Source organism: Streptococcus sp. sy010 (assembly GCF_007859175.1).
GTDB lineage: Bacteria > Bacillota > Bacilli > Lactobacillales > Streptococcaceae > Streptococcus.
The window spans coordinates 390,434-417,426 of the sequence record NZ_VOHO01000001.1; the positions used below are offsets into that span (position 1 = coordinate 390,434).

Below are 26,993 nucleotides of genomic sequence, written 5' to 3' on the forward strand. Positions count from 1 at the left end.
AGTACCCCATGAAGAAAAATAAAAAAATCCCCTCTGATATAGAGGGGATAGGGCATCAAATCATGATGTGATAGGAAGGTTCACACAACCTATCAACGTCGGCTCCTGCCTTATGACGTCCCATGCTCAATAATGATTTATTAACTAAATCATGTATCGACTCATCGCATGTTATTTATCATATCATATTTAAAGTAAAGGTGCAATAGTTTTAACGACATAACCAGTTAGTTTTGTTGCTAACGGTTCTTCTTTTAAGTTTTCTAAGCTGACTTGACGACAGTGACTTAAGGTTTGCTGAACGTCTTGTTCAATTTGCTTGATTGCTGGGACTTTATAAAGATAGGTTGCACATTCAAAATGGTGATACAAACTACGATAATCTAGGTTAATAGTTCCAACAACAGCTTTAATATGATCACTAACAAACACTTTAGCATGAACAAAACCAGGAGTGTATTCATAGATTTTAACACCAGATTTTAACAAGGTTTTATAATAAGTCTTAGCCAAGGCATAAGGTACTTGCTTATCAGGAATACCAGGTAAAATCAAACAAACATCTACACCACGTTCAGCGGCAAACTTAATGGCATGCTCAAGTTCACTATTTAAGATTAAATAAGGGGTCATGATATAAACATAGTCACGGGCATGATTAAGCAGGTCAATATAGACATTTTCCCCTATCTTATCAGAATCAAGAGGGGAATCACCATAAGGAATCACATAGCCATCTTCTTTTTTACTTGCTTCTTGATGCCTAGGCAGATAAGCAGAAAAATCAGGATTACTATCTGTGATTGACCACATTTGCAAGAATAAAACTGTAAAAGTATCAACAGCTTTACCTTCTAACATGATGGCACTGTCTTTCCAATGACCAAAACGTTCAATATGGTTAATGTATTCATCAGCTAGATTGACACCACCTGTGAATGCAACCTTACCATCAATCACAACAATTTTTCGATGATCACGATAATTATAATAGGTCGAAATAAAAGGAGAGATACCTAGAAAGGCCTTAGCCTTGATTCCCAAAGTTTCCAAACGTTTTGTATAATCAAATGATAGCGTTGAAAACTCAATCATGCCATCATACATCACTCTGACTTCTACTCCTTCGCTAGCTTTTTTTTCCAAAATCGCTAAGATTTCCCCCCACATCAGACCTTCATCAATAATAAAGTATTCTAAAAAGATATACTTTTTAGCCTGCAAGAGCTGACGTTTGAGTTCAGCAAATTTAGCTTCACCACTAGGGAAATAAGTCACTTTAGTCCCTTGATAGACTGGAAAACCATCTCGAGTTCGTTGAAAATACTTGACAAGATTATAGGTAGTCGATTTTTCTTTTTTTAATTGATTGGTTACTTTAATATTATCAGATAAATAAGGCTGACTCATGGTCGTTAATTCAGCCAATCGAGTTTTTAAACCACGATAACCCCAATCAACTTTGGTATAAATCAGGAATAAAACGCCTAAAAGTGGCGTCAACATAATCAATAACGACCAAGTCAGACGAGAAAGGGCATCCATCTCACTATTGATTAAGTATAAAATAGCTGCCAAACCTAAGACAATTTCTAAGGCTCGGAAATAAGCTTGATATTGATTAAACCAAGAAAATGTTGCCATAAGAAAAAGAACTTGAATAATTAAGAGAATGGCAATCACCGTTGTTCGACTAAAAATTCCTCTTAATAAACTACGTCGTCCCTTATCTAATAAATACCTGGTCTTTAGTTTGTTCTTGTTTTTTTGATTTTTCTTGGTGCTCATTCTAATCCTTTCCATCTTTTATGCTTCATCATATTTTATCATAATTGAGCAATTTTTTGAAAGAAGAGGCTGGCAAAAATTAAAATAATCCAAAAATAGAGTAACTAATAATATCATGCCTATTAAAACAATCACAATAACGCATGTACAACTCAATAGCATTCTCTTTTCAATTTTTCTACCAGAGTATCCAGGACATCTTTCCATTAACCGATAAATTGTCCCTTACTTTTCATCCCTGCTCCAAACGACATTACATTTCAATCAGTGATACAATGTCTTCAGCACAATTTGGACAGACAAAAAAACACTTAGAATACTAAGTGCTTAGGAATAGGTGGGACGGCCCTTCCCCACCTCTCAGATACCTATTGCTAGGTGCGTGTGCGGCCGATATTTTTCTACTTCTATTCCTCTTCTTTATTATATATTGTTTTGTCTAAACTGTCACTTAAAATAATCCAAGTGCTTTACCATCAACTGTGACATCCATGTTTAAGGCGGCTGGTTGTTTAGGTAAACCTGGCATGGTTAAAACGTCACCAGTCAAGGCAACAATAAATCCTGCACCTGTTTTAGGAACAAATTCACGAATAGTGATGTCAAAATCAACTGGTGCTCCTAGAAGTTGAGGATTGTCTGAAAAACTATACTGGGTTTTTGCCATGCAAAGTGGCAAATTCTCTAAACCATCTGTTTCAAACTGAACCAGTTGTTTTTGAGCTTTAGCTGAAAACTGTATCGAACGACCACCATAAATTTTAGTCACAATCTTTCTAGCTTTTTCAGTCAAACTATCTTCTGCTTGATAAATTGCTTGGTAAGAACTACTTTCTTGTTCTATCGTTTGAACAACTAAATCAGCTAGTTCAACACCACCCTTGGCACCTTGTTCCCAAACCTTAGTTAAGGCAACTGCGACACCTTGTTTTTGACAAAATGCTTTCAAACAAACTAGTTCAGCTTGAGTATCTGAAACAAATTGATTGATGGCGACCACTACTGGAATACCATAGGACTGCATGTTTTTAATATGACGTTCCAAATTGGCACATCCTTTTTCAAGAGCAATTAGGTCTTCCTTAGTCAAGTCAGACTTATTCAAACCACCATGCATTTTTAAGGCTCTAATCGTTGCTACAATGACAATAACATCTGGTGCCTTGGGAAGATTGGGGACTTTAATATCAAGAAATTTTTCAGCTCCTAAATCCGCCCCAAAACCAGCTTCAGTAACCGTGTAGTCTGCCAGTTGTAAGGCTGTTTTAGTTGCTAAAACGGAATTACAACCATGAGCAATATTGGCAAAAGGGCCTCCGTGAACAAGAGCTGGTGTGCCATAAATTGTCTGAACCAAATTGGGTTTAAGCGCATCTTTCAAAATTAGAGTCAAGGCACCTTCAACAGCTAAATCCTTAACATATACAGGGGTCTGATCATAACGATAAGCAATAAGAATCTGACCCAAACGCTTTTTCAAATCCGCCAAATCCGTCGCTAAACAAAGAATCGCCATCATTTCACTAGCAACCGTAATGTCAAAACCATCTTCTCTAGGAATGCCATTCAAATGCCCACCCAAGCCAACAGTCACTTGACGCAAAGCTCGATCATTCAAATCCAGAACACGCTTCCAAATAATCCGTCTTGGATCAATATTCAAGGAATTGCCTTGATGAAGATGATTATCAATCAAGGCAGACAAGGCATTATTAGCAGTTGTAATAGCGTGCATATCTCCAGTAAAATGAAGATTAATGTCCTCCATAGGCAAGACTTGTGCATAGCCTCCACCTGCTGCACCACCTTTTACGCCCATAACAGGCCCCAAAGACGGCTCACGAAGCGCAATCATAGCTTGATGACCTTGATGGTTTAAGGCATCTGCCAAGCCAATGGTCACCGTTGACTTCCCTTCCCCTGCTGGTGTTGGATTGATGGCTGTCACCAAAATCAATTTACCCAAGGCTTGATGTTCCAAAGTCTTGATTTTATCAAAAGATAACTTGGCCTTATAAGAACCATAAAGTTCTAAATCCGCTTCCGTTAAGCCTAACTTATAAGCAATTTGGCTAATAGGCTTCAGACGACTTTCTTGTGCAATCTCAATATCTGTTTTCATGTCTAACCCATCCTTTTCCTTCAATTTAATATTGTCATTTTATCATATCCTCAGTTAAATGCCTAGATAATATCTTACTTTCTATGTTTTACATTTACGAAACTCGCTTTTTCTTGTATAATATGGAATATGAAAATTTTGATAACATCTGGTGGCACTAGCGAACCTATTGATCGGGTACGAAGTATCACCAATCATGCAACAGGTCGCTTAGGGCAAATTATCGCCCAGACCTTTTTAAATCATGGTCATAACGTGACCTTAATCACTAGCCCAAATAGTCATCGCCCCCAACCTCATTCTAACTTAGAACTGATTGAAGTGAGAACAGTCGCTGATTTGCAAGTTTGTTTACAAGAACAGATTACTAAACATGAGGTCTTAATTCATAGTATGGCAGTGTCTGATTATAGCCCTATTTATATGACTGACCTTGACGAGCTAAAACAAAATACAGATGTCGCTCGATTACTAAGCAAGCAAAATACTCAAGATAAGATTTCTTCTACGGCTGACTACCAAGTTCTCTTTTTGAAAAAAACACCAAAGCTCATCAAGAAAGTTAAAGAGTGGAATCCTGCCATTCGTCTGATTGGTTTTAAGCTCTTGGTTAATGTTTCTCAAGAAGAGCTACTCCAAGTAGCCAAAAAAAGTCTGAAAATCAATCAAGCAGAATTGATTGTTGCTAATGATCTCAGTCATATTACAGGTGATCAGCACAAGGCCTACCTGTTAGATAAAGATGGTTATCAAGAAGTTCATTCTAAACAGGAGATTGCCAAAGCAATTTACGAAAGAGTGGTGAAACAAAATGGCTAAAACCATTGTTCTAGCTTTAAGTGGCAGTATTTCAGCTTATAAGGGGGCTGATTTAGTCAGTCAACTAACCAAGAAAGGTTATGAGGTTCATGTCATCATGACCCAAGCAGCCACTCAGTTTATCACTCCCTTAACTCTACAAATCCTATCCAAACAACCTGTTCATTTGGATATCATGGAAGAAAAATTGGCTAATCGAATCAATCATATTGATCTTGGTAAGGAGGCAGATCTTTTCTTAATCGCTCCAGCAACCGCCAACACGATTGCACAACTGGCTCAGGGTCTGTCTGGTAATATGTTGACAGCGACTGCCTTGGCCTTACCAGCAGATACTCCTAAACTAATTGCTCCAGCCATGAATACCAAGATGTATTGCCATCCCCTTACCCAAAAAAATCTTAAAATCCTACAAGAAATTGGTTATAAGGAAATCACTCCACGCGATAGTTTATTAGCCTGTGGAGAGATTGGTCAGGGAGCTTTAGCTGACCTTGACATTATTTTACAGAAAGTTGAAGATACACTTAGTGAATAAAAAAAAATCATCTCAAATTGCTAGAATTGCTATTTTCTTTGGATTGATGCTTGTTATCCAGTATTTAACCACGACTGTTTTTAGTATTTTGCCACTACCTATTAAGCCAACATTGGTTCATATTCCAGTCATCATTGCCTCTATTGCTTATGGTTGGCGTACAGGAGTCTTACTTGGCGGTCTCATGGGCTTACTTAGCTTAATCACAAATAGTCTCGTCATTTCTCCAGCTAGCTATCTCTTTTCTCCATTTGTCGAAGGTGGCAATCTTTATTCTGTACTCATTGCCATTATTCCTAGATTCCTTATCGGCCTTAGTCCTTATTTAGTCTATTGTCTAATGAAAAATAAAGTTGGACTGATCTTAGCTGGTGCTCTTGGCTCATTGACCAATACCGTTTTTGTCCTATCTGGTATTTTTCTCTTTTTTGCAGAACGTTATAATGGTAATGTCAAACTTCTCTTGGCAAGTATCTTAACCATCAATTCCTTGGCTGAAATGTTACTCGCTAGTTTTTTCACAGCTACTATCGTTCCTCGCCTAATAAAATTCAAATAAATCAAAAAATCATGACTAAATTCATGATTTTTTTGCTTAAATGTGATATAATGAAAGCGATTTACAATATAAAATAGAGGAGAAATCCATGTCTTATCAAGAACAATACGACAAATGGTTAACTGTGACCAACCTACCAAGCTATCTTAGAGAAGAACTCTTAGCTATGGATGAAAAAACAAAAGAAGATGCCTTTTATACCAACCTAGAATTTGGAACGGCTGGTATGCGTGGCTATATCGGAGCTGGAACTAATCGTATCAATACTTATGTTGTTCGTCAAGCAACTGAAGGACTAGCTAAATTGATTGAAAGTAAAGGTCAGGAAGCTAAAGAACGTGGTGTTGCCATTGCTTATGATTCACGCCACTTCTCACCAGAATTTGCTCAAGATTCAGCACGTGTTTTGGCTCAACATGGCATCAAATCTTATGTTTTTGAAAGCCTACGCCCAACACCCGAACTATCTTTTGCAGTTCGTCACCTAAAAACCTTTGCGGGTATCATGATTACAGCTAGTCATAACCCTGCACCTTTTAATGGCTACAAGGTTTATGGTGAAGATGGGGGACAAATGCCACCAACAGATGCAGCGGCCTTAACTGATTTTATCCGTTCTATTGACGATCCGTTTACCATTGAAATCGCTGATTTTGAAACAGCTAAAGCTCAAGGACTGATTGACATACTTGGTGAAGCTATTGACGCTGAATACCTCAAGGGAGTCAAATCGGTTAACATTAACAAAAATCTCATTGAACAATATGGTAAAGACATGAAAATTGTCTATACCCCATTGCATGGAACAGGGGAGATGTTGACTCGACGTGCATTGGCACAAGCTGGCTTTGAATCCATTGAAATCGTATCTGAACAAGCCATGCCAGATCCAGATTTTTCAACAGTTAAATCACCAAATCCAGAAAGTCAAGCAGCCTTTACCCTAGCTGAAGAATTAGGTCGTCAAGTCAATGCTGATGTATTAGTAGCAACTGATCCTGATGCAGATCGTCTAGGCGTTGAAATTCGTCAAGCTGATGGCTCTTATAAAAACCTTTCTGGAAACCAAATTGGAGCCATCATTGCCAAATATATCTTAGAAGCCCATAAGCAAGCAGGTACTCTACCTGAAAATGCTGCCTTGGCAAAATCAATTGTGTCAACAGATTTGGTAACTAAGATTGCTCAAAGCTATGGGGCAACCATGTTCAATGTTTTGACTGGTTTCAAATTTATTGCTGAAAAAATTCAAGAATTTGAGGAGAAACATAATCATACCTACATGTTTGGTTTTGAAGAGAGTTTTGGCTATCTCATTAAACCTTTCGTTCGTGATAAAGATGCGATCCAAGCTGTTCTACTCGTTGCTGAGATTGCTGCCTACTATCGTTCAAAAGGCTTGACCTTAGCTGATGGTATTGAACAAATTTATCAAGAATATGGTTACTTTGCTGAAAAAACAATTTCAATTGAATTATCTGGTGTTGACGGTTCGGCTCAAATCAAATCCATTATGACTAAATTCCGTGAACAAGCACCAAGTCAGTTCAATCAAACGGCTATTCGTTTATTTGAAGATTTTGATCAACAAACAGCCATTTATGAAGATGGCTCAGTAACAAAACTTACAACGCCACCAAGTGATGTTCTCAAATACACTCTAGCTGACGATTCTTGGTTTGCAGTTCGTCCATCTGGAACAGAACCAAAGATTAAATTCTATATTGCTACGGTGGGTGAGAGTCTTGCTCAAGCTGAAGAAAAAATCGCTAATATTGAACAAGAAATCAATGATTTTATCAAATAAAAAAACTAGAAGAGTTTTCAACTCTTCTAGTTTTTGATTAGCCACGACATGATTTTCAAAATAAAACGATTAAGTTTAACCTGTTCAGCATAATAACTATTGCCACCATCTTGATACAGACTAGGCTGACCATACATGATAGCCAAAGGATGATAGTAAGTATAGGTTGCGCCATTAGTATTGCCTAAACTAGGAGCAACAACATCTCGTGAAAATCTTCTTGCTAAATTTATGTTACTTTTTCCACCATTTTCAGCTACATAATCAATATAAGTTGTACCCATATTATAAGCCTGAACAGCTGTCCAACTATCTGTCTTTTTCTTAGTCGCTAAACTTACATTTTGCTCAAATAAGTCAATACCAACTTCCAAACTAGATTTAGAGCTACTAATCTGACCGACTTGACCAGTCAAACTCTCACTAGCTTGTAAGATGTCTTGTCCTTTTCCCTTACTTTCCGTGTAAATCATAGCTAAAATTAGTTCTTCACTTAGGTTACTCTGACGCGTGTTCAACACTTGTTTAACCAAAGGTCTATAAGACAATACTCGCTGACTATCTTGATAAATTAACCAAAAAGCTATCGAAATCGCAAGCAATATAAAAAAGGAGATAAATCGGCCAAGCCATTTTTTCATTTATTACTAATATCCTCAATATTTTTAATTAGAATTGAGTAGGTTCCATTATCATTTTGGATAAATTCCACTACTTCTGCATCTTGGTAAACCTTATTAGGCACAATTAACTCAATGCCATTAGATAAGGATAATTTTTGATTTTCCAATTTCTTAATCTGACGTGAATGATCAATATCCGCTAGTTTAATTGGCTCTGGAATTTTTTCCTTAACTTGATCAACAAAAGTTAAGCGAGCTGTCAAATTATCATCAAACAATTGATTAGCCAAGTCTTCTGGTGATAATTCTGCTTTTTCTTCTAGTTGATCATAAATGCTTGATTTCATCTTAGATTGAAAAGTAAAATCATCTTGGTGAAATTGGTTGGCTACCTTTTGTGCCGCTTGTTCTAGCACCTTGATTGATTTTTTAACGGACTCTTGTGGAGTTGTTTGTAACAGGTTTTCAGAAAAATAATTGGCAAATGAACCATTATGCTTGACACGTTTTTCAATCAGATAATAAGTTAAATTATCCAAGTTAATAACTAGAGCTTCATCTGGCGTTTGACTAGGACTAGGTAGATTATTTTGACTAAGTTTTATTGGTCGATCTTCTTGACCAATATGTGCTAATTGTTCACGAAGGGTTAGGCGTAAAAAGGCAAAATAAGCTTGGCCTTCACGATCAAATTGAATAAAAATTAAGTCGTTGACCTTTTGATCTTCACTAATGACAAATTCTTCTTTCCATATCTGACTAATCTTAATGGAAGTCAACAGAAAATCATCAGATAAATGAGAAAGAAAAGGGCTGTCAGTTGAAAACTGACCTCGTTTGGCTTCATCAGAAAAAACCTTGGCAAGTTTTTTTCTAAAATAATCATCTAGTTTAGGGGTTAAAACAATTTCCCTATCAGATAAGAGCAAATCAGTATCCGCAGGGCTAAATTGATGAATAATAATCTTTTTTAAGTAAAAATCGTCTATCTTAGTCATATAAAGGGAATTTATCAGTCAATCGTTTAATGTCACGGCGAATTTCAAACAAAGTGTTTTCATTATCAGCTTCTTTCAAAGCCTTAATCATCAAACGGGCGATTGTCTGACTTTCTACAATCCCCATACCACGACTGGTAATGGCTGGAGTACCAATACGAATACCAGACGTTTTGAACGGTGATAAGGTTTCAAATGGAATACTATTTTTATTTAAGGTAATATTAACACTTTCTAGAATGTGCTGAGCAATTTTTCCATTCTCCACTACTTTCGTCACATCAATCAAGAAAAGATGGTTGTCACTGCCACCAGAAATCAAACGAAAATCAGAGTCTTTTTCAAAAACTTGAGCCATAGCTTGACTATTCGCCAAAACTGCCTTCATATAATCCTTAAATGCTGGATCTAAGGCTTCCTTGAAAGCTACTGCCTTAGCTGCGATGACATGCTCCAATGGCCCACCCTGCAAACCTGGAAAGATAGCGGAGTTGAGTTTTTTAGCTAGTTCGTCATCATTAGTCAAAATTAAACCACCACGAGGTCCACGCAGGGTCTTATGAGTAGTTGAAGTTACCACATCAGCATAAGGAACAGGATTTGGATGTAAACCAGCCGCAACTAAACCTGCGATATGAGCCATATCGACCATGAGCTTTGCCCCAACCTGATCTGCAATCTCACGGAATTTAGCAAAATCAATCGTACGAGAATAGGCAGATGCTCCAGCAACAATCACTTTAGGTTGATGTGCTTTAGCCAAGGACAAGATTTCCTCATAGTCCAATTGTTCGGTCTTTTTATCAACACCATAAGCAACAAAATGATAAGTCTTACCTGAAAAATTAACCTGAGAACCATGAGTTAAATGCCCCCCAGCTGATAAATCCATTCCCAAAACCGTATCACCTGGTTCAAGCAAAGCCATATAGGCTGCTGCATTGGCTTGACTACCCGAATGGGGTTGTACATTAGCAAAATTAGCACCAAAAAGCTTCTTGGCACGTTCGATAGCTAAATTTTCCACCACATCCACCACGTCTGTGCCACCATAATAACGTTTGGCTGGGTAACCTTCAGCATATTTATTCGTCAATAGAGAACCCTGAGCTGCCATAACTGCTTTTGACACCACATTTTCCGAGGCAATTAGCTCAATATTATCTTGTTGGCGAAGTCCTTCTTGATCAATAGCCTGCCAAAGTTCCGGATCAAAATCTCGGTAATTTTCCTTATCAAAAATCATCTTTTTCTCCTAAATTCTAAAAATTGTCTATTGAGCTGTTCACTCTTGTAATCACAAATTAGATTGATGAATCCATCTCATGATAACCTGATAAACTATCTTCTTCAAAAACAAGTTCTGGTACTTTCTCAAGTAGTTGCTGCTTGGTAATACTGCCTTGTCTTAAAATACGAGCTTGTGGCCTAGACAAGTCTAAAATTGTCGAATCCACTCCCAAAATTGCAGCATCATCAGCTATACCAGTCACTTGATTAGAAAAATCCTTAATAATTTGTTCAAATACCCGACCACTGACTTGACCAGACAAATTCGCAGATGGACCAATCAAAGGTTGTCCCACTTGCTGAATGATTTCTCGAGTGATTGGGTGACTAGGCAGTCGAAAACCAACCGTATCTAGTCCTGAGTTAATCCATGTTGGCACCGCATCGTTACTAAGTAAAATTAGCGTTAATGGGCCTGGCAAAAAAGCCTGATAGAGCTTTTTTAGGTAAGCAGGCTGGTTTTTAGAATAAGCTAAAATGTCCTCTAGACTACTAACATTAAGGTTTAAGGCCTTATCTCTTGGTCGTTTTTTCAAATGGTACACATGATTGACTGCTGTTTCATTCATGGCATCAGCAAATAGCCCATAAACTGTTTCAGTCGGTAACACAAGAGCGTCACCTCGTTTTAACTTAGTCACCAGTTGTTCTAGTAATAAACTCATGATCAATCACCACCATTCTATCTTGACCAAATTGATCCGTTAAGACTCTAATTCTATGATTGGGAAAATATTTGGTAAACAAGTCTTTCACTGCCTGTCCTTGTTTGTAACCAATTTCTAGATAAATTTTACCTTTTGGTTTAAGGTAAGAAGCACTGATCTCAGCCAGACGACGATACAAGGCTAGTCCTTTCTCGTCAGCAAAAAGTGCTAAATGCGGTTCAGAAGTCAGCACATTTAGCCCAACTTCTTCCTTATCTTCATAGGCAATATAGGGGGGATTAGAAACAATAATATCAAACTTACCTTCAATATTTGTCAGTAAATCAGACCGAACAAAAGTAAGCTCTAAGTTATTTTTTTGAGCATTCGTTTGTGCCAAATCAAGAGCCTCTTGTGCCAAATCACTAGCAGTTATTTGCCATTTAGGTCTAGTTTTAGCTAAACTCAAAGCAATAGCTCCACTACCTGTTCCAACATCTAAAACGTCTAAAATAGCAGCAGAATTCTCAGCCAAAATCAAATCCACCAATTCTTCTGTTTCTGGCCGTGGAATCAAAACACGTTCATCCACCATCAAGTCTAGCCCATAAAACTGACTTTTTCCTAAAATATATTGAGCTGGATAGTGCCTATAAAGTTGCTCAAAAATTTCTTTTATGATAGAAGCATCTTCGACTTCAACTTCTTGGGACAATTTAAGAACAAACTCAGTGTAAGACCAAGCTTTCATTTCTCTAAAAACGAAATTCAGAGCTTCTCTTTCTTCACCAACCAGCTCTAACTGATCACCATAATGATTTAGTAAGCTTGCATAATTCATTAGTTAGCTAATTTTTCCAATTTTTGAGTTTGATCATAAAGAACCAGGGCATCTACTACTTCATCCATCTTACCACCCAATACGGTATCTAATTTTTGTAACGTCAAACCAATACGATGGTCTGTCACACGGTTTTGTGGGAAGTTATAAGTTCGAATACGTTCTGAGCGATCACCTGTACCAATAGTTGACTTACGCTCGGCATCTTGTTCGTCTTGAGCAATCTGAGCGAAATGATCTGCAACACGAGCTCGGATAATCTTCATCGCCTTTTCACGATTTTTTTGCTGCGTTCGCTCTTCCTGCATTTCAACCTTGATATTAGTTGGCAAGTGAACAATACGTACTGCTGTTGCTACCTTGTTGACGTTCTGACCACCTGCACCAGAAGCATGGTAAATATCTACGCGAAGATCTTTAGGGTCAATATCATATTCAACTTCTTCTACTTCTGGCATCACTAAAACTGTCGCCGTTGATGTGTGGACACGTCCTTGACTTTCTGTTACAGGTACTCGCTGAACACGATGGGCACCTGATTCATATTTAAGTTTTGAGTAAACAGACTGCCCTGATACCATAGCTACAACTTCTTTTAAGCCACCGACACCATTTGTTGAGGCCTCCATGACTTCAAAACGCCAGCCTTGACTTTCAGCATACTTTTGATACATGGCTAAGAGATCACCAGCAAAAAGAGCCGCCTCATCACCACCTGCTGCACCACGAATTTCCAAGATGATGTTTTTATCGTCGTTAGGATCTTTTGGCAGTAGCAAGATTTTTAACTTTTCTTCATAATCTTCTTTTTCTGCTTTTGCTGTTTTCAACTCATCTTTGGCCATTTCTTCCAATTCTGCATCGCCACCAGCATCTTTAATCATCTCTTCTGCATCAGCAATATTTTGAATCACTTGTTTATATTCACGATAAGCCGTTACCGTATCTCGAGTGTTAGCCTCTTCACGAGATAATTCCATAAATCGCTTAGTATCCGATACCACTTGTGGATCACTCAGTAGCTCGCCTAACTCTTCATAACGGTCTTCTACTGCTTGTAATTGATCATAAATATTCATCCGTTTCTCCTTTGTAATTTAAATAGTTAATGGTTCTGGATTAAAATAATGTTTGCGGCAAACAGATGTGTAACTTTCATTACCGCCAATTTGAATTTGATTACCAACATAGATTGGTTTGCCATCTTCAGTTCGTAGTACCATCGTCGCTTTTTTACTGCAAAAATGGCAAATGGTTTTTATTTCTTCAATTTTGTCAGCCAACAATAACAATTGTTCTGACCCTTCAAATAAACGGTTTTGAAAATCATTTTTCAAACCAAAAGCCATAACTGGTACACCTAACTCATCTACCACACGAGCTAGTTGATAAACATGATGTTTGCCTAAAAATTGAGCCTCATCAATCAAGACACAATAAGGCTTGATTGCTAAATTTTCAATATAGCTATAAATATCAGTATCATCAGCAATCGGCAGGGCCTCACGACGCATACCAATTCGACTGGAAACAATTCCAAAATCATCTCGTGTATCCAAACTACTCGTCATAATAACAACAGGCTTGCCTTGTTCTTCATAATTATGAGCCACCTTCAAAATCTCAATGGTCTTACCTGAATTCATGGTTCCATATTTGTAATATAGCTGTGCCATTTTCATTCCTATTCTAAAACATAGTTCCTTTTATTTTATCATATTTTCTGCTTTTTGGGATAAGTCAGCAAGGATAAAATAAAAAAATGCTTATCACAGAAATACATTTTATGATACACTAAAATGTATGACACTCGCTAAAACTCGTTTATCTCTTATGGGAACACAAATTGACTTAATGATTACTGGTAAGTATAGTGATAAATTACTGAAAGAAACTTGCCGACAATTACGTTACTATGCCCAACGGTTTAGTCCTTATGATAAGCATTCTGAGCTAACAACAATTCATAATAAAGCCTATCAGAGCCCACTTACTATCGCTCCTGACTTGTTTGACTTGATTACTATTGGAAAGCAACACAGTCTGGCACCCCAGAGCCAGTTAAATATCGCCATCGGTCCCTTGGTCAATGCTTGGCGAATTGGTTTTTCAGATGCCCATCTCCCAACTCATGACAGTATTAAAAAAGCACTACTTAATAGCCAAGCCAGTGATATATTGCTTGATTCAAACACCTCAACTATCTCTTTGAACCGTCCTAATATGTCACTAGATTTAGGAGCTATTGCCAAGGGATACATTGCTGATCAATTGATGGCATTTTTAAAAAAAGAACAAGTCACTTCTGCCATGCTTAATTTGGGTGGCAATGTTTTGGTTCATGGCCCCAACCCTAATCATCCCAGTGGTTCTTGGTTTATTGGGATACAAGATCCCAAGGCAGATCGTGGTCAACATTTATTGACCCTACCTATAAAAAATCTATCTATCGTCACATCTGGTATCTATGAAAGGCAGTTTAAGGATGGTGACAAATCATATCATCATCTTCTTGATAAGCAAACAGGTTTTCCCATTGACAGTGACATGGCAAGCCTAACCATTATTAGTCCTCAATCATTTGAAGCAGATATTTGGAGTACTCGTTTATTTGGTTTACCTATTGCTACGGCACTGAATCTTATCAATCAACACCTACAGTTAGAAGGCATTATCATTGATAAAGACAATCAACTGTATCTTTCAAATCGCCTAAAATCTTATCAAAAAAGTTCTAGAACAAGCGTCTAGAACTTTTTTATTAGTTGATTAAGTTTCTGAAAAAGGCAATGATTTGTTGCCAAATATTAGCCAAGAAATTTTTACTTTCTTCAATACTAGCATTGGCATCAAAATTCAAATTCACCTGGTCAAACAGCGAACCTGCCTCAGCCACAATACTATCCTTCAAAGATGATAAGGTTGATTTGAAAGCTGCATCTGTAATCACGCCACTTTTTGATAGATTAAGTGCAAAATTGACAATTAAAGTAATTTGATTACTGGTCATACTTGTATTCAAGCCATAATTAGTTAAAGTATTGTTAACAATCTCTTCAATATCTTGTTTGGTTAAACTAGAACCACCATCTGCAACAGCCTGTTTAATATCTGTCAAAGCCACATTTAATTTATCAGCATCAAAATTCTCTTTATCTTGATTTTCAGCAGCAATATTAGCCAAAGTACTCAATTCTTCTTGAGCCAGTTCTTTATTTTCTGTCGCAATTTGAGCACCATTTTGCTCCAAAGAATAATAAATACCTGCTAAAGCACTTTCTCCCGTTACGGCTATAGGAGAAGCCACTGTAATCTCTGCTTTTTCAATTCCTAAGGTAACGGCTGCATTACGATACATGTTTTCTGTTACCTTGGTAATATTTTCTGGTGTCACGATATTGACTTTCAGTGTGCCTGATGAACCTAATTTTTGAATTTTCACCGAAGAATACAACTGCAAACTTGGATCATCAGCAACATTCATGATTTGAGCAAAAGCACTGGTTGTCATGGTTTTAAGTTGCTGGTCTTGACTATTGTAACCCAACAAATTCAGCGTTGTCGCCTTTTGTTCTTCAGTTAAAGAATAGCCCAAGACATAGTCAGGTTGCACATAAGTTTCATCAATAACCGTTTGGACTTGACTATTTGCTTGAACATTACTGGTTGCCATGCTAGTTGTAAAAATCACTGCACTAGCCATCAAAATTTTATGCCATTTCATCATTATTCTCCTTAATCTTTCTAAATAACACTACAATAACACAATAAACTTATCTTTTTCTTAATAATCACTCATGTAATTCTAAAGGTAAGCCATCTGGATCAAAGAAAAAGGTTAATTTTTCATTAGTATAATCATCATAGCGAACTGGTTCAACAAAAATGCCCATAGATTCCAGTTCTTTCTTAGTCTGTTCAACATCTGCCACCTTAAAGCATAAATGCCTTAACCCCGTAGCTTCTGGATAATCTAATCTTTTTGGTGGAGCTTGATAAGAGGGATCTGATAGCTTATTACCAAAAATCTCCAACTCAATCGTCCCACATTTCAAATCAAGTTTATAGTCTTGCTTATGAGGACGATGATTTTCTCGGATAATCTCAAATCCCAACTTATTCACATAAAAATCTCGCGACTTGTCATAATCAGAAACAATGATTGCCACATGATGAATTACATCTAATTTCATTCTTATTCTCCAATTTTTCTTTATTATATCATAAGTCAAAATAAAAGACTGGATTTATCCAGTCTTTTATTGATTTTACAAACTAATCTGATTGTAAGATTTTGTAAAGGAATCTTGAATCTCTTGAGAAGCCTGACTGAAATCCGTTTCTCCTTCATAAGTAGCATGAACAATAATTCGTCCAGTTGCTTCAGGATTTGAACAAGTGACCAAGGTGAGATTCTTAACACCTGGTGTATCATCAATAACTTCAACATGCTCAGGTGTTACTTCTGTAATATCAGAAATCACATAGGTATAAATCTTATCCTTATCAGTTAGATAGATTTTCATTCCCAATTGAGCACGCTCTAATGGTGAAAAGAGCATTTCAGAAGCTCCTGTCAAACCAAAGACATTATGACTGGCCAAGGCATAGTTATTTTCTGCGCCCATAACCTGCTCTTCTTTCATGGTACCAGCTCCATAAGTCAGAGCAGTATTATCTAAGCCCTTAAAAATTGGCAAGTTAATATTCAATTCTGGGATAGAAATACCACCAATAACTGGTAATTCTTGAGCCTCCATTTGAGCAGCCAGTACAGATTCGGTACTAATAGATTTTACCGTTGAAAAATCAAAGTTACCTTCTGATTGTTTATTTTCTTCAATTTTTTCCTTAGTTACCTTAGAAACTTGGTATTTATTGGTATTGACTGCGATTAAGCTATTACGGATGGATTTGTTAAAGACCAGAGCCAATCCAACAATTAGCATCAGACTCAATAGTAATGGACGCAGCCATTTACTAATTTTTCTTGATTTCTTTGCCATATTTTCCTCTATTCTTCACTTATTTCTACGGCTTCTTCTGCCTCAACCAAGGTAAAAGTGACAATTTTGGCTGTTTGATCCAACCGCATAACCTTGACGCCTTGCGTTGAACGACCTGTTTGAGAGATATTTTGAACATTGGTTCTGATTATCACACCAGTTGTTGTCATGACCATGACATCTTCATTTCCTGTAATCGTGACAAGACCTGCCAAATGACCATTGCGTTCGGTAATGTTAACAGTTTTAATTCCTTTACCGCCACGGCCTTTAGTTGGATATTCACTAGCTGATGTTCGTTTACCAAAACCATTTTCTGTAATAATCAACACTTCTTGGCTGTCGTTAATACGGGCAGCACCGACAACACAATCACCCTCTCGTAAACTCAATCCCTTGACTCCAGACGCACTACGTCCCATACTTCTCACTTTTGTTTCATCAAAACGGACAGAATAACCAAATTTAGTCCCAATAATAACATTATCTTGGCCTTCTGTCAACAAAACGTTAATCAGTTCATCGTTCTCTTTCAAATTCAAGGCAATCAAACCATTTTGACGAATATTACTAAAAGCTGATAAGCTTGAGCGTTTCACAAGGCCTTGTTTGGTCGTGAAGAAAAGAAACTTATTCGCAAAATCATCACTCTTCAAGTTCATAATCGTCTGAATAGTTTCATTTTCTTCCAATTTGAGAAGATTTACCACTGGCAGCCCCTTGGCAGTACGACCATATTCAGGGATTTCATAGCCTTTCAGACGATAGACACGCCCTTTATTTGTGAAAAAGAGCATAACGTCATGGGTACTGGTTGAGATTAGATCACGAACAAAATCATCATCATTCACTCCTGTTCCTTGAACTCCACGTCCCCCACGTTTCTGACTACGGAACTCATCTTGTGGTAAACGCTTGATATAGCCCTTATTAGACAAGGTAATCAAAACATCTGTTTCTTCAATCAAATCTTCATCTTCAATTGATAGAACTTCACCAACCATCAATTCTGTACGACGTTCATCAGCATACTTACGCTTGATTTCTTCAAGTTCTTCTTTGATAATGGCGATAACGCGTTCTGGCTTAGCTAAAATATCAGCTAAATCAGCAATTAAGGCTAATAAATCCTGATATTCTGATTGAATTTTATCTCGTTCCAAGCCAGTCAAACGACGCAAACGCATGTCTAAAATGGCTTGACTTTGACGTTCCGATAAATTAAATCGCTTAATTAACTGAGCTTGAGCTAGGGCGTCAGTTTCACTATTTCGGATAATTGTAATCACTTCATCCAAATGATCTAAAGCAATCAACAAACCTTCTAAAATATGTGCTCGTTGCTCTGCCTTAGTCTTATCAAATTGTGTTCGACGTGTAATAACCTCTTTTTGATGGGCAATATAATTATCTAAAATTTGACGCAAGGAAAGAATTTTAGGAATACCATGTTCAATGGCCAACATATTGAAGCCAAAGTTTGTTTGCAGGCTGGTTAACTTGAAAAGGTTATTTAAGATAACACTCGCTGACGCATCACGTCGCACTTCAATCACTAAACGAACACCTTCACGATTAGATTCGTCACGAACTGCCGTAATTCCCTCAATACGTTTTTCTTGAGCTAAGCGAACAATGTGCTCATGAACTTTAACCTTGTTGACCATGTAAGGAAACTCTGTCACGACAATCCGCTCACGACCATTGGACATCTCTTCAATCTCTGTCTTAGCTCGTAAAACAATAGATCCCTTACCTGTTTCATAGGCCTTATGAATGCCTGACTTACCCATAACCAAAGCGCCAGTCGGAAAATCAGGACCAGGTAAAACAGTCATCAAATCCCGGGTTGTTGATTCTGGCTTATCCAACACCATTTTGACCGCCTCGATCGTTTCTCCTAAGTTGTGTGGTGGGATATTGGTTGCCATACCAACTGCAATTCCTGTTGCCCCATTAACCAAAAGATTAGGGAAACGAGCAGGTAAAACTAAGGGTTCTCGCTCGCTACCATCATAGTTATCTGCAAAGTCAACCGTATTTTTGTTAATGTCACGCAGCATTTCTAAAGCAATCTTGCTCATTCTTGCTTCAGTATAACGCTGAGCCGCTGGACGATCACCATCCATTGAACCAAAATTTCCATGACCATCAACCAGCATATGTCGGTAATTCCACCACTGAGCCATACGAGCCATGGCTTCATAAATAGACGAATCACCATGAGGATGGTATTTACCCATGACATCACCTGTAATACGAGCTGATTTCTTATGAGGCTTATCTGGTGTCACCCCTAGTTCATTCATCCCATATAGAATTCGACGATGAACGGGTTTAAGGCCATCACGAACATCAGGCAAGGCACGAGCCACAATTACACTCATGGCATAGTCAATAAAACTTGTTTTCATTTCACTTGTTAAATTGACATTTACTAAATTTTTATCTTGCATTTTCTGCCTCTTTTCTCACGAAACTCACCTTCTTATTATACCATAAAAAGCTAAAACCCTCGGACTGTAAGCGTTCTCATTAGGGATTTTTCGTTTTCTTAATGACATTTTTCACAAAAAGTGATAGAATAGGGTTCGTATGGAGAAATCCAATAAAATATAAAGGGAGATGTTTAGAATATGACAACTAAACAACACAAAAAAGTTATCCTTGTCGGCGATGGTGCCGTTGGTTCATCTTATGCCTTCACCTTGGTTACTCAAGGTATTGCACAAGAACTTGGAATTATTGATATTTTCAAAGAAAAAACTCAAGGTGACGCTGAAGATTTGAGCCATGCGCTTGCTTTCACATCACCTAAAAAGATTTATGCTGCTGATTATTCTGACTGTCATGACGCTGATTTAGTTGTTTTGACAGCAGGTGCTCCACAAAAACCAGGTGAAACTCGTTTGGATTTGGTAGAAAAAAACCTCCGCATCAACAAAGAAGTTGTTAATGCAATTGTTGAGTCAGGTTTCAATGGAATTTTCCTTGTTGCAGCTAACCCAGTCGACATCTTAACTTACTCGACTTGGAAATTCTCAGGTTTCCCTAAAGAACGTGTTATCGGTTCAGGAACTTCACTTGATTCTGCTCGTTTCCGTCAGGCCTTGGCTGAAAAAATCGGTGTTGACGCACGTTCAGTCCATGCTTATATCATGGGAGAACATGGTGATTCAGAATTTGCAGTTTGGTCACATGCTAACGTTGCCGGTGTTAAACTAGAACAATGGTTAAAAGATAACCAAGACGTTGATGAGCAAGGTTTGATTGATCTCTTTATTTCTGTGCGTGATGCCGCTTATTCAATCATCAACAAAAAAGGAGCAACTTACTATGGTATTGCCGTGGCTCTTGCTCGTATTACAAAAGCCATTCTTGACGATGAATCAGCTGTTCTTCCAATTTCAGTTTATCAAGATGGACAATACGAAGGTGTTGAAGATGTTTATATCGGTCAACCAGCTATTGTAGGTGCACACGGTGTTGTTCACCCAGTCAATATTCCATTAAACGATTCTGAACTTCAAAAAATGCAAGCTTCTGCTAAACAATTAAAAGATATTATTGATGAAGCATTTGCGAAAGAAGAATTTGCATCTGCTAGTAAAAACTAATTTAATAAAAAACATCCTTAATCATTAAGGATGTTTTTTATTAGTCATTAAACAAGAAAAAATCTCAGCTCTTTGGCTGAGATTGATTAAATTATTTTGCATTAAGAGCAGCCATTGTGATGTAGTTGTATGGCTTATTGAAATGTGGCAAGAAGAAAATATCTGTTAGCGCCAATTTCTCGATCGTTACACCTTCTTGGATAGCAAGTGAGAACATGTGAATACCCATAGACATATCTTCACGAGCTACCATTTGAGCACCAAGGATACGACGTGATTCTTTATCGTAAACGATTTTTAGTGTTACTGGGAAGTTACCATGTTCCATAAACTCTGGTTTTTGATTATCAGTAAACTCAGTGACCTCAGCATCAAAACCAAGGCGATTTGCTTTTTCAAGTGTCAAACCAGTTGACACCATGTGCAAGCCATAAATTGAAATACCATTTGACCCTTGAACACCAATTCCTTCAAGATCTGTACCACAAGCATTGTGTGCTGCTACGATACCTGTACGAACGGCATTTGATGCAAGAGCGATATAGCTGGTGTCTTTAGTTGCATTGTCATAAATTGTTGCACAATCACCAATTGCATAGACATCTTTAACACTTGTTTCTTGTTTTTTGTTGACAAGGAATGCACCATTGCGGAACAATTCAACTTTATCGCCAGCAAGAGCTGTATTAGGACGGAAACCAACAGCCAAAACAACCATGTCAACATCGTACTCAGCTTTATCAGTAATGATTTTTTCAACTTTACCATCACCAGCGATTTCTTTAACCGTTTGACCGAAAGCAAGTTGGATGCCATTATCTTCAAGATTTTTAGCCATCATATCAGTCAAATCTTTGTCATAGTAACCTGCAAGACATGTATCAACAACGTCAATCAAGATAACTTCTTTACCTTTACGTTGGAAAGCTTCTGCCAACTCAACACCAATATAACCTGCACCAACAACGGCAACACGTTTGATATCAGCATCTTTTAATTTCTCAATAACGTCTGCTGAGTTTTGATACAATTTAACAAATTGCAAGTTCTTAAGTGTAGCTTCAAATTCACGAGAACCTTCTTTGATTTCAGCACCTTTGATTGGAGGAAGAATTGGTTGTGAACCTGTAGCAAAGATCAGTTTGTCATAAGATTCAACATGCTTTGTTCCATCTTCTAGAACTGCATGAACTTCTTTTTTGTCATAGTCGATAGACTCAACAGGAGAATTCATGTAAACTTTAGCTCCCATGCTCTCCAACTGTTCTTTATCAGAATAGAACAAACCTTCTGGTCCTGCAATTTGCTCACCAATCCAAAGTGCCATTCCACAACCTAGGAATGAAATGTTTGAGTTTTGGTCAAAAACAACAATCTCGTTTTCGCTACCATAGTTTGACAACATTGTTTTAATACAAGCTGTACCTGCATGGTTTGCACCAACAACAACAATTTTACTCATAATAAAATCTCTACTTTCATTTTTTTCTTACTCTCTTATTATATCATTTTTTAAAAACGCTTACCACTAATTTGGCTAAATTTTACGTCATTTATTCAAAAAATAAAAAAACCGGCTAAGCCGATTTTTTTATTTCGATTTAATGTAATTAACTCCATCAGCCTTAGGTGCTACAGATTGTCCAAAGAAGGCTGCTAAAACCACAATAGTCAAAAGATACGGTGCAATCTGAAGGTAAACTGTTGGAATTTTTGACAAGAGTGGTAATTGACTACCAATAACCGCTAAACTTTGTGATAGACCAAAGAATAGACTAGCCAACATAGCACCTACTGGATTCCACTTACCGAAGATCATCGCCGCTAAGGAAATAAAACCTGGTCCTAAAATCGTTGTAATGGCAAAGTTTACTGAGATAGATTGCGCATAGAGTGCTCCACCAACACCACCAAGGAAACCTGAAATCATAATACCAAAATAACGCATTTTGTAAACATTGATTCCCAAAGTGTCTGCTGCTTGTGGATGCTCACCAACTGAACGCAAACGTAAACCAAAACGTGTTTTATATAGAACATACCATGCAGCGAATGAGAAAGCAATTGCTAGATAACCTAAGATACTCGTATTTGTAAAGAAAATTTCACCGATAACAGGAATATCTGACAGAACTGGGAAAGTAAATTTACCAAAAGATTGTTGGATATTATCTGTTTGCCCTTTAGAATAAAGAGCTTTCGTTAAGAAAATAGCTAGGGCTGGTGCTAGAAGATTGAGTACTGTACCACTTACGGTATGATCCGCCCTGAAATTAATGGTTGCCAAAGCATGAACAAGAGAAAAGAGTACGCCAACCAAACCTGCTACTAGGACAGCTACCCAAGGAGTCATTTTGCCAAGACTCTCAGCAAATTCTAAATTGAAAACAATTCCAGAAAAGGCTCCGACAACCATGATTCCTTCAAGTCCGACATTAACGGTTCCAGAACGTTCTGAGAAAACCCCGCCAATACTAGTAAAAATTAAAGGCGCAGCATAGATTAACATAGAGGATACTAAGAGCGATAAAATTGTTACTAAACTTAATGATGGCATCCTATTTTCCTCCTTTTCCAGCTTTTCGTGAAGCCATAAATCGTTCAATTAAATAATGTGATGCAACGAAGAAGATAATTGAAGCTGTTACAATACTTACCAATTCTGGTGGAATACCAGCCACAGTCATCCCTGTCTTACCAACACTCAAAATGGCAAAAAGCAAGGCAGCAAAGAAAATACCAATTGGAGAATTCGCTGCTAACAAACTAACAGCCATCCCTTCAAAACCAATAGCAAGTGAGCTATTTTGAACAAAGACATTTTCAAATGTTCCTAGTCCTTCAACAACTCCACCAAGACCTGCTAAGGCACCTGAGATAACCATAGATAAAATAATGGTTTTTTTAGCTGACATACCTGCATATTCACTGGCATGTGAATTTAGACCAACTGAACGAATTTCAAAACCTAAAATTGTTTTGTTCAGTAAGAACCAAATAACAGCAATTGCAATCAAGGCAAAGAAAATACCGATATTCATTCGAGAATTACTAGTCATTGCTGATAGCCATTCTGTTTGATAAGAAGCATTGCTACTAACTTGAATACTAGAGTCAACACTACGCATTAAATCTTTAGAAAAAGCATTTTGAATAATGGCATTACCACCGTAAAGAATGATGTAATTCATCATAATAGTTACAATAACTTCACTAGTTCCTAAATAAGCACGAAGAATACCAGGAATCGCACCAGCAAGTCCTCCAGCAAGCATCGCAATAATAACAGTAATGAGAATTAACAATGGACGAGACATATCGGGATTTTCCAAAGCAAACCAGCCCGCAGCTATCCAACCAGCTAAGGCTTGTCCTGGTAATCCAACGTTGAAGAATCCAGCACGGCTAGCTACTGAGAAGCCTAAACCAATTAAAATTAGTGGTCCCATCGCACGGAAAATTTCTCCAATATTTTTCAAGCTACCAAAAGCCACTTGGAAAAGACCTTCATAACCCCAAAGTGGGTCATATCCAAAAATAAGCATGACTACTGCACCTAGCAACAGGCCTAGTAGAACTGAAATTAAAGGAACAATAATTTGTTGATTTTTCTTAGACATGACTAACCTCCTTGTCAATAGCACCGCCTGCCATCAAGATACCTAACTCTTGTTTATTAGTTTCTTCTGGTTTTACAATGCCTTTAATATGGCCGTCATGAATTACAGCAATACGATCTGAAACATCTAAAATTTCATCTAATTCAAAACTCACAACAAGAACCGCCTTGCCTTTATCACGTTCAGCAATCAAACGTTTACGAATATACTCAATCGCTCCCACATCCAAGCCACGAGTTGGTTGACTAACAATTAGTAAGTCTGGGTTACGATCGACTTCACGAGCAATAATAGCCTTTTGCTGATTACCACCTGAAAAACCTTTGGCAGGTACTAATTCATTAGCTCCACGAACATCAAACTCTGCCATCAATTTTTTCGCATAATCATTGATTTTCTTATAATCTAAGATACCTTTTTTACTTAAAGGTTCTTTATAATAAGTTTGAAGTGCGATATTTTCAGCCAAAGTCATAGGAAGTACCAAACCATCACGATGACGGTCCTCAGGAACATGACCAACACTCAGCTCTGTAATTTGACGAGCTGTCATTTTTGTTATTTCTTGTCCTTTGATTTTAATGCTGCCTGATTTCGCCTTGCGTAATCCTGTGATTGCTTGAATCAATTCACTTTGACCATTGCCATCAATTCCAGCAATACCAATAATTTCACCAGCTCTCACATCTAATGATAGATTTTTAACAGCTGGAATTCCCCTATTTTCATTGACAACTAAATCTTTAATTGATAACACAACGTCTTTTGGTTCAGCAGCTTTTTTAGCCGTTTTGAAAGAAACAGAACGTCCAACCATCATTTCAGCTAAATCTTCAGCAGTTGCTCCAGCAACATTAACCGTTTGAATACTCTTACCACGACGAATTACAGTGACACGATTAGCAACTGCTCGAATCTCGTCTAATTTATGTGTGATTAGGATAATAGATTTACCTTCTTTAACCAAATTACGCATGATTACCATCAATTCTTGAATTTCAGATGGGGTCAAAACGGCTGTTGGCTCATCAAAAATCAACAAATCTGCACCACGATAAAGAGTTTTCAAAATTTCAACACGTTGTTGAGCACCTACCGTAATGTCTTCGACCTTAGCTGAAGGATCAACAGCCAAGCCATATTTTTCAGAAAGTTCCTTAATCTCTTTAGTAGCTTTCTTCAAATCCAAAACACCATTTTTGACTGTTTCATTACCAAGAATGATATTTTCAGCAACGGTAAAAGCTTCAACTAACATAAAGTGCTGATGCACCATTCCGATCCCTAAACTGTTAGATTTAGAGGGGGAATCAATTTTAACCACCTCACCTTTAATCGCAATTTCGCCACTCGTTGGTTCAAGTAAGCCTGCGAGCATATTCATCAAAGTTGATTTTCCTGCTCCATTTTCACCAAGAAGAGCATGAATCTCACCTTTTTTAACCGTTAGGTTAATGTGATCATTAGCTACAAAATCACCAAATTTTTTTGTGATTTCTCTCATTTCAATGACATTTTCAGTCATAGGAATCTTCCTTTCAACATAATATCTATCAGTCAGTAAAACTTAGCAAAATTGCTAAGCTTTACTGAGGTATAAATACCTCAGTCTCTTAAAAAGCGACCGACAATGGTCGCTTTATGCATCATTATTTTTCTGGAACAGTGATTTCACCAGAAATAATTTTAGCTTTAGCATCTTCCACTGCTTTTTTAGCCTCATCATCAAGATTAGTTGTAGCAATATTCACACCACCATCTTTAAGACCATAAACAGTTGTTTTACCACCTGGGAATTTACCATCTTTTGTCTCGTTTGTGATTGATTGTAAAGCATTACCAACTTCTTTAATAGATGATGCTAGAACAAAGTTTGATTCCTTACCATCTTTAGAAGTGTATTTACCTTCTTCAGATTGATCTCGGTCAACACCGATAACCCAAACTTTTTCATCTTCGTTTTTAGTTTCGTTGATTGATTTAGCTTCACTAAATACGCCTGCACCAGTTCCTCCTGCTGCTTGATAGATAACATCTGCACCAGCTGCATATTGAGCAGCTGCAATTGTTTTACCTTTAGCCGCATCACCAAATGAACCAGCATATTCTACTGAAATTTTAATAGACGAATCTACAGATTTCACACCCGCTTCAAAACCTTTTTCGAAACGAGTAATAACTTCACCTTCCATACCACCGATGAAGCCAACTTGTTTAGTTTTCGTTGCTTTAGCTGCTGCAACTCCTGCCAAATATGCTGCTTCATTATCTGCAAAAACAACACTCGCTACGTTATCTTTACCTTCAATAACAGAGTCAATGATCGCAAAGTTAGTATCTGGATTATCACCAGCAACTTTATCTACTGCATCATAGAGAGCAAATCCTACACCGAAAACTAACTGATAACCACTATCTACTGCACTACTCAAGTTAGTTGTAAATTCTGATTCACCTGATGATTGGAAGTAAGTATAGCCATTATCTTTTGATAGACCATTCTCTTTACCCCAAGCTTGCAAACCTTCCCAAGCTGACTGGTTAAATGATTTATCGTCAACTCCACCAGTATCCGTAACCATTGCAACTTTCAAATCCGTTGCTGCTTCACTAGATGACGTCGCCTTACGATTTGAACAAGCCGCTAATCCCAATACGGCTACTGAAGCCAAACCAACACCAATAAGTTTTTTGTTCATGTGACTGAACCCTCCTAAA

General features: G+C 37.5%; 24 protein-coding genes. 6 read left to right on the top strand and 18 right to left on the bottom strand.

The genetic code is table 11. The features are described 5' to 3' along the window. Positions 1-189: 189 nt before the first annotated feature. Both cls and FRX51_RS01975 read right to left on the bottom strand, forming a co-directional pair. Positions 190-1,788 carry a cardiolipin synthase gene (gene cls / locus FRX51_RS01970; protein WP_146495374.1) on the bottom strand — a complete coding sequence of 533 codons (1,599 nt, stop codon included), beginning with the start codon at positions 1,786-1,788 and terminating at the stop codon, positions 190-192. A 451-nt stretch (positions 1,789-2,239) separates the two neighbouring features. Beyond that, positions 2,240-3,910 (bottom strand): formate--tetrahydrofolate ligase, encoded by a 1,671-nt coding sequence (locus tag FRX51_RS01975; protein ID WP_146495376.1) that lies wholly within the window; start codon positions 3,908-3,910, stop codon positions 2,240-2,242. A gap of 129 nt (positions 3,911-4,039) precedes the next feature. Between FRX51_RS01975 and FRX51_RS01980 the strand changes: the two genes are divergently transcribed. From FRX51_RS01980 to FRX51_RS01995, 4 genes are all read left to right on the top strand, one after another. Next, complete coding sequence (locus FRX51_RS01980) at positions 4,040-4,729, top strand: phosphopantothenate--cysteine ligase (RefSeq protein ID WP_146495378.1); 690 nt, start codon at positions 4,040-4,042, stop codon at positions 4,727-4,729. Continuing rightward, positions 4,722-5,267, top strand: a complete 546-nt coding sequence (gene coaC / locus FRX51_RS01985; RefSeq protein ID WP_146495380.1) for a phosphopantothenoylcysteine decarboxylase — start codon at positions 4,722-4,724, stop codon at positions 5,265-5,267. The genes FRX51_RS01980 and coaC overlap by 8 nt, the downstream gene beginning before the upstream one ends. Next, complete coding sequence (locus FRX51_RS01990) at positions 5,260-5,826, top strand: ECF transporter S component (protein WP_146495382.1); 567 nt, start codon at positions 5,260-5,262, stop codon at positions 5,824-5,826. The genes coaC and FRX51_RS01990 overlap by 8 nt, the downstream gene beginning before the upstream one ends. Before the next feature lie 88 nt (positions 5,827-5,914). Next, positions 5,915-7,633: a phospho-sugar mutase gene (locus FRX51_RS01995; RefSeq protein ID WP_146495384.1), complete on the top strand. Its 1,719-nt coding sequence runs from the start codon at positions 5,915-5,917 to the stop codon at positions 7,631-7,633. Between the two features lie 26 nt (positions 7,634-7,659). Here the strand turns inward: FRX51_RS01995 and FRX51_RS02000 are convergent, their stop codons facing one another. From FRX51_RS02000 to FRX51_RS02030, 7 genes are read right to left on the bottom strand one after another with little or no spacing between them, the layout of a single operon-like run. Next, positions 7,660-8,274 (bottom strand): lysozyme family protein, encoded by a 615-nt coding sequence (locus FRX51_RS02000; RefSeq protein WP_146495387.1) that lies wholly within the window; start codon positions 8,272-8,274, stop codon positions 7,660-7,662. Further along, positions 8,271-9,245 (bottom strand): nucleoid-associated protein, encoded by a 975-nt coding sequence (locus FRX51_RS02005; RefSeq protein WP_146495542.1) that lies wholly within the window; start codon positions 9,243-9,245, stop codon positions 8,271-8,273. The genes FRX51_RS02000 and FRX51_RS02005 overlap by 4 nt, the downstream gene beginning before the upstream one ends. Position 9,246: 1 nt before the next feature. Beyond that, the gene (glyA, locus tag FRX51_RS02010; RefSeq protein ID WP_146495389.1) at positions 9,247-10,500 is read right to left on the bottom strand and encodes a serine hydroxymethyltransferase; all 1,254 of its coding nucleotides are present in this window, start codon (positions 10,498-10,500) and stop codon (positions 9,247-9,249) included. A gap of 58 nt (positions 10,501-10,558) precedes the next feature. Beyond that, entirely contained in the window at positions 10,559-11,209 is a 651-nt protein-coding gene (locus tag FRX51_RS02015) for an L-threonylcarbamoyladenylate synthase (protein WP_146495391.1), read from the bottom strand. Next, on the bottom strand, positions 11,178-12,032 hold the full coding sequence (gene prmC / locus FRX51_RS02020) for a peptide chain release factor N(5)-glutamine methyltransferase (protein WP_146495393.1): 855 nt from the start codon (positions 12,030-12,032) through the stop codon (positions 11,178-11,180). Before prmC ends, FRX51_RS02015 begins: the two co-directional genes overlap by 32 nt. Then, positions 12,032-13,111 (bottom strand): peptide chain release factor 1, encoded by a 1,080-nt coding sequence (prfA, locus tag FRX51_RS02025; RefSeq protein ID WP_146495395.1) that lies wholly within the window; start codon positions 13,109-13,111, stop codon positions 12,032-12,034. The genes prmC and prfA overlap by 1 nt, the downstream gene beginning before the upstream one ends. Before the next feature lie 18 nt (positions 13,112-13,129). Next, a complete protein-coding gene (locus FRX51_RS02030; protein ID WP_146495397.1) occupies positions 13,130-13,708 on the bottom strand; it encodes a thymidine kinase in 579 nt (192 codons plus the stop codon). Positions 13,709-13,835: 127 nt separating this feature from the next. On the opposite strand from FRX51_RS02030, the gene FRX51_RS02035 reads away from it, so the two are divergent. Continuing rightward, the gene (locus FRX51_RS02035) at positions 13,836-14,783 is read left to right on the top strand and encodes an FAD:protein FMN transferase (RefSeq protein ID WP_146495399.1); all 948 of its coding nucleotides are present in this window, start codon (positions 13,836-13,838) and stop codon (positions 14,781-14,783) included. Between the two features lie 10 nt (positions 14,784-14,793). On the opposite strand, the gene FRX51_RS02040 is transcribed toward FRX51_RS02035, so the two are convergent. From FRX51_RS02040 to gyrA, 4 genes are all read right to left on the bottom strand, one after another. After that, the gene (locus FRX51_RS02040; protein WP_146495401.1) at positions 14,794-15,756 is read right to left on the bottom strand and encodes a DUF1002 domain-containing protein; all 963 of its coding nucleotides are present in this window, start codon (positions 15,754-15,756) and stop codon (positions 14,794-14,796) included. Between the two features lie 67 nt (positions 15,757-15,823). Further along, positions 15,824-16,225 (bottom strand): VOC family protein, encoded by a 402-nt coding sequence (locus FRX51_RS02045; protein WP_146495403.1) that lies wholly within the window; start codon positions 16,223-16,225, stop codon positions 15,824-15,826. A 75-nt stretch (positions 16,226-16,300) separates the two neighbouring features. Next, entirely contained in the window at positions 16,301-17,038 is a 738-nt protein-coding gene (locus FRX51_RS02050) for a class A sortase (protein ID WP_146495405.1), read from the bottom strand. Between the two features lie 8 nt (positions 17,039-17,046). Further along, positions 17,047-19,494: a DNA gyrase subunit A gene (gene gyrA, locus FRX51_RS02055; protein ID WP_146495407.1), complete on the bottom strand. Its 2,448-nt coding sequence runs from the start codon at positions 19,492-19,494 to the stop codon at positions 17,047-17,049. Between the two features lie 180 nt (positions 19,495-19,674). Between gyrA and FRX51_RS02060 the strand changes: the two genes are divergently transcribed. After that, on the top strand, positions 19,675-20,655 hold the full coding sequence (locus tag FRX51_RS02060) for an L-lactate dehydrogenase (protein ID WP_146495409.1): 981 nt from the start codon (positions 19,675-19,677) through the stop codon (positions 20,653-20,655). Between the two features lie 91 nt (positions 20,656-20,746). Here FRX51_RS02060 and nox read toward each other — a convergent pair whose 3' ends face one another. The 5 genes from nox to FRX51_RS02085 all read right to left on the bottom strand — a co-directional run bounded on the left by nox (position 20,747) and on the right by FRX51_RS02085 (position 26,974). Further along, positions 20,747-22,117, bottom strand: a complete 1,371-nt coding sequence (nox, locus tag FRX51_RS02065; RefSeq protein WP_146495411.1) for a H2O-forming NADH oxidase — start codon at positions 22,115-22,117, stop codon at positions 20,747-20,749. 129 nt (positions 22,118-22,246) lie between these two features. Beyond that, the gene (locus tag FRX51_RS02070) at positions 22,247-23,212 is read right to left on the bottom strand and encodes an ABC transporter permease (protein ID WP_146495413.1); all 966 of its coding nucleotides are present in this window, start codon (positions 23,210-23,212) and stop codon (positions 22,247-22,249) included. Position 23,213: 1 nt separating this feature from the next. Continuing rightward, positions 23,214-24,275, bottom strand: coding sequence for an ABC transporter permease (locus tag FRX51_RS02075; RefSeq protein WP_146495415.1), 1,062 nt, complete (start codon positions 24,273-24,275; stop codon positions 23,214-23,216). After that, the gene (locus FRX51_RS02080; protein WP_146460533.1) at positions 24,268-25,800 is read right to left on the bottom strand and encodes an ABC transporter ATP-binding protein; all 1,533 of its coding nucleotides are present in this window, start codon (positions 25,798-25,800) and stop codon (positions 24,268-24,270) included. Before FRX51_RS02080 ends, FRX51_RS02075 begins: the two co-directional genes overlap by 8 nt. 124 nt (positions 25,801-25,924) lie before the next feature. Next, positions 25,925-26,974, bottom strand: a complete 1,050-nt coding sequence (locus FRX51_RS02085; RefSeq protein ID WP_146495417.1) for a BMP family protein — start codon at positions 26,972-26,974, stop codon at positions 25,925-25,927. Positions 26,975-26,993 lie beyond the last annotated feature (19 nt).